Genomic DNA, 14,441 nt, shown 5'->3' on the forward strand with positions numbered 1-14,441 from the left:
CCCGGTACGCGAAGACGTGCCGGACGGGAGGTCGCGCACGGCCCCGTGCCCGAGCCCCAGGCTCCGGCGCGGGCCGGGCGTCCGCACGGCGGCGCACCCCCAGCGGGGTGCGCGGGCCGCGGACCGACGGCGCAATACGGTGCAACCAGCCCCCCGTCGCGCATTCCGTACACGTAGGAGTAGTGGCCATGTCCACCAGCTCGTTCTTCATCCCGGACCCGGAGGGTCACGTCCCGAACACCGAGGGCTACTTCGGTGACTTCGGCGGCAAGTTCATCCCGGAGGCGCTGGTCGCCGCCGTGGACGAGGTCGCCGTCGAGTACGAGAAGGCCAAGGGCGACCCGGCCTTCGCCGCCGAGCTCAACGAGCTCATGGTCAACTACACGGGCCGGCCCAGCGCCCTCACCGAGGTGCCCCGCTTCGCCGAGCACGCGGGCGGCGCCCGGATCTTCCTCAAGCGCGAGGACCTCAACCACACCGGCTCGCACAAGATCAACAACGTGCTGGGCCAGGCGCTGCTCACCAAGCGCATGGGCAAGACCCGCGTCATCGCCGAGACCGGCGCCGGCCAGCACGGCGTGGCCACCGCCACCGCCTGCGCCCTCTTCGGCCTCGACTGCACCATCTACATGGGCGAGATCGACACCCAGCGCCAGGCCCTGAACGTGGCCCGCATGCGCATGCTCGGCGCCGAGGTCATCGCCGTGAAGTCGGGCTCGCGCACCCTCAAGGACGCCATCAACGAGGCGTTCCGCGACTGGGTCGCCAACGTCGAGGAGACCCACTACCTCTTCGGCACCGTCGCCGGACCGCACCCCTTCCCGGCCATGGTCCGCGACTTCCACCGCGTCATCGGCGTCGAGGCCCGCCGCCAGATCCTGGAGCGCGCGGGCCGCCTGCCCGACGCCGTCGCGGCCTGCGTCGGCGGCGGCTCCAACGCCATCGGCCTCTTCCACGCCTTCATCCCGGACGCCGACGTCCGCCTGGTCGGCTTCGAGCCCGCCGGACACGGCGTGGAGACCGGCGAGCACGCGGCGACCCTGACCGCGGGCGAGCCCGGCATCCTGCACGGCTCCCGTTCCTACGTCCTCCAGGACGAGGAGGGCCAGATCACCGAGCCCTACTCGATCTCCGCGGGTCTGGACTACCCGGGCATCGGCCCCGAGCACTCCTACCTCAAGGACACCGGCCGCGGCGAGTACCGCGCGGTCACCGACGACGCCGCCATGCAGGCCCTGCGCCTGCTGTCCCGCACCGAGGGCATCATCCCGGCCATCGAGTCGGCGCACGCCCTCGCCGGAGCCCTCGACCTGGGCAAGGAGCTGGGCAAGGACGGCCTGATCGTGGTCAACCTGTCCGGCCGCGGCGACAAGGACATGGACACGGCCGCACGCTACTTCGGCCTGTACGACGGCACGTCCGAGAACGGGACCGAGGGGGAGAACAAGTGAGCAACCAGGGCAACATCGAACTGCTGAGCGCCACCCTCGCGAAGGCGAAGTCCGAGGACCGCGCGGCCCTCGTCGCCTACCTCCCGGCCGGGTTCCCGACCGTCGACGGCGCCATCGAGGCCGCCAAGGCGATCATCGCGGGCGGCGCGGACGTCGTGGAGATCGGTCTGCCGCACAGCGACCCCGTCCTGGACGGCGCGGTCATCCAGACGGCCGACGACATCGCCCTGCGCGGCGGCGTCAAGATCGCCGACGTGCTGCGGACCGTGCGCGAGACCTTCGAGGCCACCGGGGTCCCGATCCTCGTCATGACCTACTGGAACCCCATCGACCGCTACGGCGTCGAGCGGTTCACCGCCGAGCTGGCGGCGGCGGGCGGCGCGGGCTGCATCCTGCCCGACCTTCCGGTCCAGGAGTCCGCGCTGTGGCGCGAGCACGCGGCGGAGCACGGTCTGGCGACCGTGTTCGTCGTGGCCCCCAGCAGCCGTGACGAGCGCCTGGCGACCATCACGGCCGCCGGTTCCGGCTTCGTCTACGCCGCCTCGCTCATGGGCGTCACCGGCACCCGCGAGTCCGTCGGCAACGAGGCCCAGGAGCTGGTGCGCCGCACCCGCACCACCACCGAGCTGCCGGTCTGCGTGGGTCTGGGCGTCTCCAACCCCGTCCAGGCCAAGCAGGTGGCGAGCTTCGCCGACGGCGTGATCGTCGGTTCGGCCTTCGTGAAGCTGCTGCTGGACGCGCCGGACGAGCAGGCCGGGCTGGCCGCCGTACGGGCCCTGGCGGGCGAGCTCGCGGAAGGCGTACGCAGGTCCTGACGCCGGGCGGGCCCCGACGGGGGTTCTGTAGCCCGATCGAGTGGAAACGGGAGCGGGGAGGCACGCGAGTGCCTCCCCGCTTCGTTTGGCCGAACGTGAGCGAGAAGAACGACGGTGCGAACCGCGATGCGACGACGAAACGATCGGCCCGGGAGCGACTCCAGCAGGAGCGCGAGCGGCAGAAGACCCGGGACAAGCGCCGGCGGACCCTCATCGTCTCGGCGGCGGTGGTCGGCGTCCTCGGCCTGGCGGCCGTGGTCGGCCTGATCGCCGCCAACACCGGGTCCGGGGACAAGTCCGCCAAGGCCGGTCCGGTGGCCGCGCCGTCGGGAGCCACCGGCAAGGACGCGCTCGCCATCCAGACCGGTCCGGCCGGGGCCAAGTCCCAGCTGACCGTCTGGGAGGACTTCCGCTGCCCCGCCTGCAAGGCCTTCGAGACCAACTACCGGGACACCATCCACGACCTGGAGTCCAGGGGGCTGCTCAAGGTCGAGTACCACCTCGTCACCCTGATCGACGGGAACATGGGCGGCAGCGGCTCGCTCAAGGGCGCCAACGCCGCCGCCTGCGCCCAGGACGCCGGAAAGTTCGCCGCCTACCACGACCTCCTCTTCCAGAACCAGCCGGAGGAGACCGACGACGCCTACGGCAAGAACGCCAGGCTGCTGGAGCTGGCCGGGAAGGTGGACGGCCTGGACACCGCCGCGTTCCGCTCCTGCGTGGAGGACGGCACGCACAACAGCTGGGTCGGCAAGTCGCACGGGGCCTTCGCGGCCGGCAAGTTCCGCGGCACCCCGACCGTCCTGCTCGACGGCAAGGACATCTTCGCCGACCAGGCCGATCCGCTCACCCCCCAGAAGCTGAAGGCGAAGGTCGAGGCCGCCGCCGGGGTCCCGAAGGGCAAGCCCTCCGGCTCGGCGTCTCCGTCGGCCGCCGCGTCCCCGTCGGCGTCGGCCTCGGGCAGGGCGTCCGGGTCGGGCGGCTCGAAGTCCCTGTCCAAGGGGGCAGCGGGGGCAGCCCAGGAGTGACCGGCCGGCCTTCGCCGTGTGTGGTTTTGGTTTCAGCTTGCCGGGCGGGTTGCGGTCGGTACCGCCCGGCAGGGTAGCGTCATGTCTGCCATGACCCTTGCCTATATCCCCAGTCCGTCGACCGGCGTGATCCATCTCGGACCGATCCCGCTCCGCGGCTACGCGTTCTGCATCATCATCGGCGTCTTCGTCGCCGTCTGGCTCGGCAACAAGCGGTGGATCGCGCGCGGCGGAAAGCCGGGCACGGTCGCGGACATCGCCGTGTGGGCGGTGCCGTTCGGCCTCGTCGGCGGCCGCCTCTACCACGTGATCACCGACTACCAGCTCTACTTCGGCGAAGGCCGCGACTGGGTCGACGCCTTCAAGATCTGGGAAGGCGGCCTGGGCATCTGGGGCGCGATCGCGCTCGGCGCGGTCGGAGCCTGGATCGGCTGCAGGCTGCGCGGCATCCCGCTGCCCGCCTGGGCCGACGCCCTGGCCCCCGGCATCGCCATCGCCCAGGCCTTCGGCCGCTGGGGCAACTGGTTCAACCAGGAGCTCTACGGGCGCGCCACCGACCTGCCGTGGGCGCTGAAGATCAGCGAAGGGCCCAACCGGGTCGCCGGCACCTACCACCCGACCTTCCTCTACGAATCGCTGTGGTGCCTCGGCGTCGCGGCGCTGGTGATCTGGGCCGACCGCCGCTTCAAGCTCGGGCACGGCCGGGCCTTCGCCCTGTACGTGGCCGCGTACTGCCTGGGCCGCGGCTGGATCGAGTACATGCGGGTCGACGAGGCGCACCACATCCTCGGGGTGCGGCTGAACGTCTGGACCGCGATCGTGGTCTTCATCCTCGCGGTGGTCTACTTCGTCCTCTCGGCGAAGCTGCGGCCGGGCCGCGAGGAGGTCGTGGAACCGGAGACCGGTGCGGGTGCCTCCGGCGGTCCCGCCGAGGCGGCGGCGCTCGACGCCGGGGCCGGTGGTGCCAAGACCGGCGACGCCAAGACCGGCGACGCCAAGGAGCCCGAGGGGGCCGTCAAGGCCGATCTGCGCAAGCCCGGCACCGGCACCGGGGCCGAGGCCGGGGCCGAGGCCGGGGCCGAGGCCGACAAGAGCTGAACGGGTCCCACCGGAGGGGGCGTCGCGCGGGCCGCGGCGCCCCCTCCGGCGTACCCGGGGTCAGCGCGCGTCCGCCCGGCGGGAGAGGGTCAGGGTGCGGTGGGCCGCGGCCACCACGGCCGGGTCCACGAAGCGGCCGTCGGGCAGGGCCAGGGCCCCCGGGGTGGCCCGGGCGGCGGTGACGATCTCCTCGGCGGCGGTGACCTCCTCGGGCCGGGGGAGGTAGGCCCCCTCGATCACCGGGAGCTGGCGGGGGTGGATCGCCGCCCGGCCGAGGAACCCGAGCGCCCGGCCGCGCGCGCAGGAGGCGGCCAGTGCCTCCAGGTCCCGGATGTCCGGGAACACCGACTGGGCCGGCGGCGCCAGCCCGGCCGCGCGGGCGGCGACCACCACCCGGGAGCGCGGCCAGTCCAGCCCGGCCTCCGCGGTGACGCCCAGGTCGGCCCGGAGATCGGCCTCGCCGAGGGTCAGCCCGTGCAGGGACGGGTGTGCGCGGGCGATCTCGTAGGCCCGCTCCACGGCCAGTGCGGACTCCAGCAGCGCGTACAGGGCCACCCCGCCCGCCCGGTCGGCGACCCGGCCGATCTGCTCGGGGGCGTCGATCTTCGGCAGCCGCAGTCCCGCGAGCCCGCGCAGCCGGACCAGCGCGGTGAGGTCGGCGCCGGCCCAGGGGGAGCCGAGCGCGTTGACGCGGACGTGGACGGGGACCGGGGGCCGCTCGCTGAGCAGCTCGGCGGTGGCCGCGCGGGCGTACTCCTTGCGGGAGGCCGATACCGAGTCCTCCAGGTCGACGATGACGGCGTCCGCCCCGCACCGCAGGGCCTTGGCCACCACCTCGGGGCGGTCCCCGGGGGCGTAGAGCCAGGTCAGGATCACAGTGCACGCTCCGTTCGGAGGGCGGCGATCTCGGCCCCGGTCAGGCCGAGCTCGGTCAGGACGGCATCGGTGTCGGCGCCGTGCGGGCGGCCCGCCCAGCGGATCCCGCCGGGGGTCGCGGACAGCCGGAAGAGGACGTTCTGCATGCGGACCGGGCCCAGCTCGGGGTCCTCGACCTCGGTGACCGTGTCCAGTGCGGCGAACTGCGGGTCGGCCATCACGTCCCGGACGTCGTAGACCGGGGCCACCGCAGCCTCGGCCTCCTCGAAGGCGGCGACCACGTCGTCGGCCTTGTGGCGGCCGATCCAGCCGCCCACCGCCTCGTCGAGGACGTGCGCGTGGGCGGCCCGCCCGGAGCCGGTCGCGAACCAGGGCTCCGCGATCAGCTCCGGCCGGCCGACCAGCCGCAGCACCCGCTCGGCGACGGACTGCGCCGAGGTGGAGACGGCCAGCCAGCGGCCGTCCGCGCTGCAGTAGGTGTTGCGGGGCGCGTTGTTGGTGGAGCGGTTTCCGGTGCGCGGCTGGACGTAGCCGAGCTGGTCGTACCAGAGCGGGTGGGGGCCCAGCACGGTGAGGATCGGCTCGATGATCGCCAGGTCCACGACCTGCCCGCGGCCGGTGCGGTCCCGTCCCGCGAGCGCCGTCATCACGGCGTACGCGGTGGTGAGCGCGGCGATCGAGTCGGCGAGGCCGAAGGGCGGCAGGGTGGGCGGGCCGTCCGGCTCGCCGGTGATCGCGGCGAAGCCGCTCATGGCCTCGGCGAGGGTGCCGAAGCCGGGCCGGTGGGCGTACGGGCCCCGCTGGCCGAACGCCGTGACGCGGGCCAGCACCAGGCGCGGGTTGGCGGCCGACAGCTCCGGCCAGCCCAGACCCCACTTCTCCAGGGTGCCGGGGCGGAAGTTCTCGACGACCACGTCGGCGGTGGCGGCCAGCCGCAGCAGGGTGTCCCGGCCGCCGGGGGTGGACAGGTCGAGGGTGATCGTCCGCTTGTTCCGCCCGAGCAGCTTCCACCACAGCCCGACGCCGTCCTTGGCGGGGCCGTGGCCGCGGGAGGGGTCGGGGCGGTCGGGGTGCTCGACCTTGACCACCTCGGCACCGAAGTCCCCGAGCAGGGTGGCGGCGAGCGGCCCGGCGAAGAGGGTGGCGAGGTCGAGCACCCGGAGCCCTTCCAGCGGCCCCGGGGAGCGGGGCCCGAACCCGGGGGCCCTCACAGGTCACCCCCGCACCCGGGCCGGGCCCCGGCGGCGGTCCCGGCGGCGCCGGCGGCGGCGGCCGGGTCGGCAGGGTCGGCCCCCGGCCCGGATCCGGCTTCCACCCGAGCGGCGGTGCCGGTGCCGGTGTCGGTCCCGGTGCCGGTGTCGGTCCGGGAGTCGGCGCGGGAGCCGGTCCCGGCGCCGGGGGCCGGGGCCGGGTTCCGGGCCGGGGGCGGGGCCGTCGGGTGGTCGACCTCGGCGCGGGTCGGCATCGAGTCCTGGGCGCCGTGGCGCTGCACCGACAGGGCGGCCGCCCGGGAGGCCCAGTCCAGTGCCCCGGGCATCGGACGGCCCTCCCCGAGGGCCACGGCGAGGGCCCCCACGAAGGTGTCCCCGGCGGCGGTGGTGTCCACCGCCCGCACCCGGGGCGCCGCTACGGTCACCGGCTCCCGCCCGCGTGCCGCGTACAGGGCGCCGGCCGCGCCCAGGGTCACCACCACCTCCGGCACGTCGCGCAGCAGGGCCTCCGCCGCTGCGAGGGGATCGGTGCGGCCGGTGAGGGCCGCCGCCTCGTGCTCGTTCGGCACCAGGAGGTCGATCAGCTCCAGCAGTTCCCGCGGCAGCGGACGCGCGGGGGCCGGGGTGAGGACCGTACGGACCCCCTGCTCGCGGGCGGCCGCGGCGCCCGCGAGGACGGCCTCCAGGGGGAGTTCGAGCTGGAGCAGCAGGCAGTCGGCGGCCCCGATGCGGGAGGCGTCGCCCGCCTCCAGACCGGTGACGGTGCCGTTCGCGCCGGGGATCACGACGATGCTGTTGGCGCCCTCGTCGTCGACCGTGATGTGCGCCGTGCCGCTGGCCGTCTCGACGGTGCGCAGCGCGGCCGTCTCGACCCCGGCCGCGGTGAGCGCGGAGCGCAGCCGTACGCCGAACTCGTCCGCCCCGACGGCGCCGATCATCACCACCTCCCCGCCGAGGCGGGCGGCGGCCACCGCCTGGTTGGCGCCCTTGCCGCCGGGGACGGTGCGGAACTCCCGTCCGGTGACGGTCTCCCCGAGACGGGGTGCCTGGGGCACGTAGGCGACGAGGTCCATGTTCGTACTGCCGAGCACGGCGATGGCCGTCATGATCGGGCTGCCTCCTGGGCGGTGAGGTGGGCGAGGGTGTCGAAGCCGATGCCGTCGAATCCGGCGACGGTGGTGGCGAGGCGGTTCTTGAGGGGCGCCGTCCAGCGCTCCGGGATGCGGTCGGGGGACCCCGTCAGGATCCCCGCGACCGAGCCGGCCGTGGCGCCGTTGGAGTCGGTGTCCCAGCCGCCGGAGACGGCCCGGCACACGGAGTGGGTGAAGTCCCCGTCGGCGTGGGTGAGGGCGGCGGCGATCAGGGCGGTGTTGGGGAGGGCGTGCACCCAGTGGTAGTGGCCGTAGCAGGCGTGCAGCCGGTCCACGACCCGGTCGAAGTCCGCCTCGTCGCGGGCGGTACGGATCCCGAAGCGGACGGCGTCGGCGAGGCGCGAGCGGGGCGGTACGACGGCCAGCCCGGCCCGGAGCGCGGTGTGCACGTCGGCCCGGCCGCCGGCGGCCTCGGCGATCGTCGCGGCGGTGAAGAGGGCGGCGTACACGCCGTTGGCGGTATGGGTGAGGGTGGCGTCCCGGTAGGCCTGTTCGGCGGCGGCGGACGGGTCGCCGGGGTTGGTCCAGCCGTGCACGTCGGCGCGGATCAGGGCCCCGATCCACTCGCGGAAGGGGTTGTGGTGGGTGGCGGTCTCCGGGGGCTCCAGGCCGAGGAGGAGGTTGCGGTAGGCGACGCGTTCGGCGGTGAAGGCGCGGCCGGCCGGGAGCTCGTCCAGCCAGAGGCGGGCGAGGTCGGCGGTGGCGAAGGCCTTGCCGTGCCGCTGGAGCAGGAGGAGGCCGAGGAGGGGGTGGTCGAGGTCGTCGTCCTCGGGGACGCCGTCGATGTTCTCGGCGAGGGAGGTGGCGGCGGAGCGGCGGTTCCACGGGTGGGCGGCGAGGAGCTCCGCGGGGACGCCGCGGGCGGTGAACCAGTCGGCCAGCGGCCAGTTGCCGGTGGCGCGGGCGAGGGCGCGGATGCCGTCGAGGGGGAGCTTCTCGACGGGCTTGCCGAGCACGCAGCCGACGGCCCGGCCGAGCCAGGCGGCCTCCAGCCTGCGGCGCAGCACGGGATCGGGCCCGAGGCCCGACCGGCCCCCGGCCCCGCACCCGCGCCCCGGCCCCGATTCCGGCTCCGGCCCGGCGCCGCACCCGCGCCCCGGCCCCGATTCCGGCTCCGGCCCGGCGCCCAGCCCGGGCGCCGGTCCTGGTGCGGCGGGCCGCTCGGCCGTCCGGTTCCGCTGGTGCGGTCCGCCTGCCGCCGCCGGCCCCGCCTCGCCCGGACCCCGGTCCGGGGGCGGTGCGGTGACCCCGGCGGCCCGCGCACCGGGGCTCCGGGGGTGGTGGCCCGGGAGGCGGGCGTGGCGCGCCTCCGCAGTGGGGTCGCGGTCCAGGGGCCCGGTTCCGTGGGCCGGCCGGCCGGGGTCCGTTCCCGTGCCTCGCGGACCGGGGTACGGGGATCCGGTCGCGGGCGCGGGACGGTCCGGACCGTGCGGCCGGGAGTCCTGGGTGGCGGGGCTCCGCCCGGGGCGGGACGCGGCCCGTGGGTCCTCCGGGGCGGGTGCCGGGGGGACCGGGGGCCAGGTGGCCCGGATCGCCGGCCAGGCGGTGGGTTCCGTCGCGGCCGACGGGGCCGGGAGGGCGGCGAGTTCGTCCAGCAGTCGGGAGGCCAGGGCACGGAGTTCCGGCGGGGCCGGGGCGGGGGAGGCGCCGGTCCGCACGGGGGCCGGCCGGCCGCCCGCGGCCGTCCAGGCGCGCAGCACGGGCCCGGCGTCCCGGCCGTCCTCCGCGGCCTGCCGCAGCTCGTGCCCGATCAGGTCCTCGGGCTGCGCCCAGGTCAGCCGTACGGGGGCCACCCGGGCGCCGGCCCCGTGACCGGGCGTGGCCGGTTCCCCGGCCGGATCCCCCGTCACCGCGGGGAGGCGATGGCTGTGAAGGCCGTCTCGTGGGCGCGGCGGCGCTCCCGGTCGCGGGCGAAGACCTCCCGGGCGACCGCCGCCAGCTCCGCGGCCGGCCCGTGCAGGTCGAGGCGGCTGGCCTCGGCGACCCGCTTGGCCCACCCCTCGGGCACGGCCCCCGCACCGCCCAGCGCGCCCGCGATCGCGCCCGCCATGGTGGCGGTGGAGTCGCAGTCGCGGCCGTAGTTGACGGCGCCGAGCACGGCGGCCTCGTAGGCGCCGTCCGCTACGAGCAGCATGCCGAGGGCGACGGGGAGCTCTTCGATGGAGTGCAGCCGGGACGGCCGCCGGGCGCCGAGGGAGGGCGCGCGGTAGTCCGGGCCGACCGAGTCGTACGGGGCCACTGCCTCCCGGAGCGGAGCCAGCGCCGACTCGAAGTCCCGGTGCCGGGCGGCGACTTCGCGCACGGCGGCGATGGCGGCACGGGTGCCGTCCTTCGCCAGGGCCAGGGCGGTCTCCACCACCGAGGCGGCGCTCGCGCCCGGTGCGCAGGCCGCCGCCACCGCCGCCGCGAAGACGCCCGCCGCCTCCCGCCCGTACGAGGACTGGTGCGCGCCGGCGACGTCGAGGGCCTCGGCGTACGCGGCGGCCGGGTTGCCCGCGTTGACCAGTCCGACCGGTGCCATGTACATCGCCGCACCGCAGTTGACGATGTTGCCGGTGCCGGCCTCGCGGGGGTCGGCGTGCGCGTAGTGCAGCCGGGTCACGATCCACTTCTCGGCGAGGAACACCCGCTGGAGGGGCAGGGCCTCCGCCTCCAGTTCCGGGATCCAGCGGGGGACCGTCATCAGGTCCGGGACCAGGTGGTCGGCGACCGCGTACGCGTCCAGGTGGTCCCGGACGGTCGCGTACACCCGGACCAGCGCGTGCGTCATCAGGGTGTCGTCGGTGACGTGGCCGTCGCCCTTGTGGTACGGCGCGATGGGGCGGGCGGTGCGCCAGTCCTCGTACCAGGGGCCGACGATGCCGTGCACGCGGCCGCCGTGCCGTTCCACGATCCGGTCGGGGGACCAGCCCTCCACGGGGCCGCCGAGCGCGTCGCCGACGGCGGCTCCGACGAGGGCCCCGGTGAACCGGTCCTCCAGTGTGAGCGTCATGTCCGAATCATCCCTTGGGTGAGGTGAGTTCCGTACGGGTGAGCAGGGCGGCCAGTTCCACGAGGTCGGTGCCGGCGAGGCGGGGCAGGGCGCAGCCGGAGAGGGTGCGGCAGGCCTCGCGCCAGGCCGCGGGGAGGGAGTCGCCGCCGCCGAGGGCTCCGGTGAGGGCGCCCGCGAGGGCCGGGGCGGAGTCCGCGACGCGGGAGAGGCAGGCGGCGGCCGGGACGGCTTCGGCGACGCGGCCGCGGGCGGCGGTGGCGAGGGCGAGGGCGACGGGGACGGTCTCGGCGGCGGCGATGCCGTAGCTGTAGACGTGGTCCACGATCTGGTGTTCCAGGAGGGGGACGAGGGCGAACGCGCCGGCCCCGCCGTCGGCGCGGGCGAGTTCGACGGCGTGCCGGGCGTTGCGGCCGATCTCGGTGGCGGCGGGCAGCTGTTCGAGGGCGGCGTCGACGGCGGTGTCGGTGTCCGCGCCCGCGAGGGCCGTGGCGAGGGCGGCGGCCATGGCGCGTGCCCCGTGGACGCCGTCGCCGTCCTGGGTGTAGCGGGCGTCGAACTCGGCGAGGTCCGCGGCGGCCCGGGGGTCGCCGGGGTGGACCACGGCGAGCACGCAGGCGCGGACGCAGGCGGCGTCGTCGAAGTAGTGCGGGTTGTCGTGGCCGGTGGCGGGCGGGCGCAGGCCGGCGGCGAGGTTGCCGAGGCCGGCGCGGACGGAGATGCGGGCGCGCAGGGGGAGCACGGCGGACTCGACCTCGGGGGCGCGTTCCGCTGCCGCGGCGATTTCGGAGGCCAGGGCGTTCCAGGCGAGGTCGATGGCGGCGCGCATGCGGCGGGACCGGGAGAGGTCGCTGAGCAGCACCCCGGCGGCGGTGAGGACGGACTCGGCCGCGAAGGCGGCCCATTCGGCGTCGTCGGAGGGGCCGAGGCGGAGCGGCTCGGGGGGCTGGTTGAGGGCGATGGGGACGGGGAGGGTGGTGGTGGCGTTCTGCTCGGCGAAGGTGTCGAGCTCGCGGGTGAGGCGGCGGGTCCACTCGGGCATGCGGCTGGCGCGGTGGCGGGCGGCGGGCCAGCCGGCGGCGTCTCCGGCGGCGAGACCGAGGAGGAGCCCCTCGATCCGTCGCGGCGCGCGTGCCGGTGGAGGTCCGTCCGGGGTACGGGTCTCCGGGCGCGGGGCGCCGCCGGGCGCGGAGGCTCCCCGCGCCCCGCCCGGCCCCGCGACCGGGGGCGGCCCCCCGGGCCCGGTCGCGGGGGCCTCCCGGAGCCGGACCCGCACGAACGCCGGGGGCGGACCCCCGACGCCGTGCCGGGACCCTGGCCCGGCCGGGCCCGCCGGGGCGACGGACACCCCGCCGGCTTCCACCACTCCGCGGCTTCCGGGGGCCGGGGCCGCGGCCAGGCCTGCCGCCGGAGCCGTGGCCTGGGCGGGAGTCGGAGTCGGGGGCGCCGCCTGGGCCGGGCCCTCGGTCGGGCCTGGGGCCGGAGCCGGGCTCGCGGCCGGACCCGGAGTCGGGGCCGTGGTCGGAGCTGCCGTCGGAGTCGGCGGCGGCGGCGGGGGCAGGGTGGGGTTCGGGGTCATCGGGGCGGCTCGGTTTCCGGGGTGAGGAGGTCCGCGATGTCCAGGACGTGGTAGCCCCGCATCGAGGGGAGGCAGCTGCCCCGGACCGGGCCGATGGCCGATGCCCAGGCGGCGGGGATCGCGGCGGCGCCGGACAGGGCCCCGGCCAGGGAACCCGCCACGGCGGCGGTGGTGTCGGCGTCCCGGCCCATGTTGACGGCGGTCAGGACGGAGGCGGAGAAGTCGCCCGCGCAGGCGGCGAAGGCCCCGAACGCCAGGCCCACCGCCTCCGGGGCGAGGTCCGTCCACGGGTAGCCCCCGATGACCACCGCCGACCGCACCGCCCGCTCCCCGCGCGGGGCGGCGGTGACGGCGCGCCGCAGGGAGCGGGCCGTCCAGGAGTCGGACGGGATGACCGACAGGGCCGCCGAGACCACGGAGGCGGGGGAGCCGCCCGCCATCGCCGCCGCGACCCCGGCGGCCACGGCCTGGCCCCCGTAGATGCCCTCGCCGTCGTGGCTGACCGAGCCGTCGATGGCGACGAGCCGGGCGGCCTCCGCCGGGCGGCCCGCCGCGAACACCCCGAACGGGGCCGCCCGCATGGCGAGGCCGTCGCTCCAGGCGTGGCGGTGCTGCGCCGAGATGGGCGCCGCCAGGCCCCGCCGGAGGTTCTCCAGGGTGCCGCGCTCCGAGAAGCCGGCCCCGCGGAAGGGGCCCTCGTCCAGGTCCGCGATCCAGTGGTGCCAGGCCCGTTCGACGTGGGCGACGGTGAGCGCCGAGCCGTGCCGGGCCAGCAGCAGGCCCGAGAAGATGGCGTACTCCGTGTCGTCCGTGCCCGCCGGGTCGTCCGAGACGAAGCCCTCGATGCGGCCCCACTTCGCCCGGATCTCCGACGGCTTCATGTTCTCCGCGGGGGCGCCCAGCGCATCGCCCACCGCGAGGCCGAGAAGAGCGCCCCTGGCCCGTTCGAGGACGACCTGCGGATGGGCCTGCGGAAGGGATGCGATCAGCTCCATGGCGCGCCTCTCCACTTGATGGGACTCATGATGAGCCCTTGGGGGATTTGTGCCACGGCATGAGGTTTGTCGCTCGCCGCGAAACGCCCCGCGAACGTCGCCGTCACCCGGTCGCCGACCCGCGAAACCCCAGGTAAGTACGGCCTTCCTTGCTGGCGGGCGGCAGAAATCGTGCGTAGTTTCGAGGTGTTCAGGGGGTGCCCGGATGGTGGGCACGGCTGCGCGGTGCCTTCGCGTACCCACTCGTACGAAAAGGGGAGATTCGACGCATGTCCATCATCGACATCGAAGCGCCGCTGCACACCGCCCACCGCGACAACCACACCCACCGCGACGTCAACGGCGGATGGCTGCGGCCCGCCGTGTTCGGCGCCATGGACGGCCTCGTCTCCAACCTCGCGCTGATGACCGGTGTGGCCGGCGGTGCCGTCGCCCCGCAGACGATCGTCATCACCGGCCTGGCGGGCCTCGCGGCCGGCGCCTTCTCGATGGCGGCCGGGGAGTACACCTCCGTCGCCTCGCAGCGCGAACTGGTCCTCGCCGAGCTGGACGTGGAGCGCCAGCAGCTGCGCAAGCACCCCGTCGACGAGATGGAGGAGCTCGCCGAGCTCTACGTCTCGCGGGGCGTCGAGCCCGCCCTCGCCCGCGAGGTCGCCATGCAGCTCTCCCGCGACCCGGAGCAGGCGCTGGAGATCCACGCCCGCGAGGAACTCGGGATAGACCCGGACGACCTGCCCTCGCCGCTCGTCGCCGCCGTCTCGTCCTTCGGGTCCTTCGCGCTGGGCGCGCTGCTGCCCCTGCTGCCCTACCTGCTCGGGGCGACCGCCCTGTGGCCGGCCGTGCTGCTCGCGCTCATCGGGCTCTTCGCCTGCGGCGCGGTCGTCGCACGGGTCACCGCCCGGTCCTGGTGGTACAGCGGCGCCCGTCAGCTGCTCCTGGGTGGTGCGGCCGCCGGTGTGACGTACATCCTGGGAACCTGGATCGGTGGCGTCGTAGGCTAACCGCCGCGAGAGTGAGACACTATGCAGTACGCAACATAAGTAGTCCGTTACCCGGCGGTTTCGATTCCGTGACCGCGGGGCATCAGACCAGGGCGCCCGGGCAACGATGCCCGCCTCGCGCCGGGACCTTCGCCCCGTGCTGTGTCCACAGAAGTCCATGTAGGAGCCCCCGCAGCCCAGCGAAGGTCCTTCTTTCCTGCCTCGTGCGAAGTCCGCATGTTGGAACGCCATATCCGCTTCTCGGGAT

11 protein-coding genes and 1 pseudogene are annotated in these 14,441 nt (G+C 75.5%); 5 read left to right on the plus strand and 7 right to left on the minus strand.

Going from position 1 to position 14,441, the window contains the following annotated elements:
* The first annotated feature begins 188 nt into the window (after nt 1-188).
* The 4 genes from trpB to lgt all read left to right on the plus strand — a co-directional run bounded on the left by trpB (nt 189) and on the right by lgt (nt 4,392).
* Nucleotides 189-1,451, plus strand: a complete 1,263-nt coding sequence (gene trpB, locus OG295_RS25410; RefSeq protein ID WP_371678968.1) for a tryptophan synthase subunit beta — start codon at nt 189-191, stop codon at nt 1,449-1,451.
* Complete coding sequence (gene trpA, locus OG295_RS25415; RefSeq protein ID WP_371678969.1) at nt 1,448-2,266, plus strand: tryptophan synthase subunit alpha; 819 nt, start codon at nt 1,448-1,450, stop codon at nt 2,264-2,266. Before trpB ends, trpA begins: the two co-directional genes overlap by 4 nt.
* A gap of 95 nt (nt 2,267-2,361) precedes the next feature.
* Nucleotides 2,362-3,294 carry a thioredoxin domain-containing protein gene (locus OG295_RS25420; RefSeq protein ID WP_371678970.1) on the plus strand — a complete coding sequence of 311 codons (933 nt, stop codon included), beginning with the start codon at nt 2,362-2,364 and terminating at the stop codon, nt 3,292-3,294.
* A 90-nt stretch (nt 3,295-3,384) separates the two neighbouring features.
* On the plus strand, nt 3,385-4,392 hold the full coding sequence (gene lgt, locus OG295_RS25425; RefSeq protein WP_371678971.1) for a prolipoprotein diacylglyceryl transferase: 1,008 nt from the start codon (nt 3,385-3,387) through the stop codon (nt 4,390-4,392).
* Nucleotides 4,393-4,452: 60 nt separating this feature from the next.
* Here lgt and OG295_RS25430 read toward each other — a convergent pair whose 3' ends face one another.
* From OG295_RS25430 to OG295_RS25460, 7 genes and pseudogenes are all read right to left on the minus strand, one after another.
* On the minus strand, nt 4,453-5,268 hold the full coding sequence (locus OG295_RS25430; RefSeq protein ID WP_371678972.1) for a CoA ester lyase: 816 nt from the start codon (nt 5,266-5,268) through the stop codon (nt 4,453-4,455).
* Nucleotides 5,265-6,425 (minus strand): CaiB/BaiF CoA transferase family protein, encoded by a 1,161-nt coding sequence (locus OG295_RS25435; protein WP_371678973.1) that lies wholly within the window; start codon nt 6,423-6,425, stop codon nt 5,265-5,267. The genes OG295_RS25430 and OG295_RS25435 overlap by 4 nt, the downstream gene beginning before the upstream one ends.
* 284 nt (nt 6,426-6,709) lie before the next feature.
* Nucleotides 6,710-7,585, minus strand: a pseudogene (gene rbsK / locus OG295_RS25440) (ribokinase); the annotation flags it as partial.
* Nucleotides 7,582-8,961 carry an ADP-ribosylglycohydrolase family protein gene (locus tag OG295_RS25445; RefSeq protein ID WP_371681303.1) on the minus strand — a complete coding sequence of 460 codons (1,380 nt, stop codon included), beginning with the start codon at nt 8,959-8,961 and terminating at the stop codon, nt 7,582-7,584. The pseudogene rbsK and the gene OG295_RS25445, both read right to left, overlap by 4 nt.
* Nucleotides 8,962-9,476: 515 nt before the next feature.
* The gene (locus OG295_RS25450) at nt 9,477-10,622 is read right to left on the minus strand and encodes an ADP-ribosylglycohydrolase family protein (protein ID WP_371678974.1); all 1,146 of its coding nucleotides are present in this window, start codon (nt 10,620-10,622) and stop codon (nt 9,477-9,479) included.
* A 7-nt stretch (nt 10,623-10,629) separates the two neighbouring features.
* Nucleotides 10,630-12,198: an ADP-ribosylglycohydrolase family protein gene (locus OG295_RS25455; RefSeq protein ID WP_371678975.1), complete on the minus strand. Its 1,569-nt coding sequence runs from the start codon at nt 12,196-12,198 to the stop codon at nt 10,630-10,632.
* Nucleotides 12,195-13,193 (minus strand): ADP-ribosylglycohydrolase family protein, encoded by a 999-nt coding sequence (locus OG295_RS25460; protein WP_266838523.1) that lies wholly within the window; start codon nt 13,191-13,193, stop codon nt 12,195-12,197. The genes OG295_RS25455 and OG295_RS25460 overlap by 4 nt, the downstream gene beginning before the upstream one ends.
* Nucleotides 13,194-13,462: 269 nt before the next feature.
* Here OG295_RS25460 and OG295_RS25465 point away from each other — a divergent pair, with 269 nt between their 5' ends.
* Complete coding sequence (locus OG295_RS25465; RefSeq protein ID WP_371678977.1) at nt 13,463-14,194, plus strand: VIT1/CCC1 transporter family protein; 732 nt, start codon at nt 13,463-13,465, stop codon at nt 14,192-14,194.
* Nucleotides 14,195-14,441: the final 247 nt, after the last annotated feature.

It is taken from the genome of Streptomyces sp. NBC_01276, from assembly GCF_041435355.1.
Taxonomy (GTDB): Bacteria; Actinomycetota; Actinomycetes; order Streptomycetales; family Streptomycetaceae; genus Streptomyces.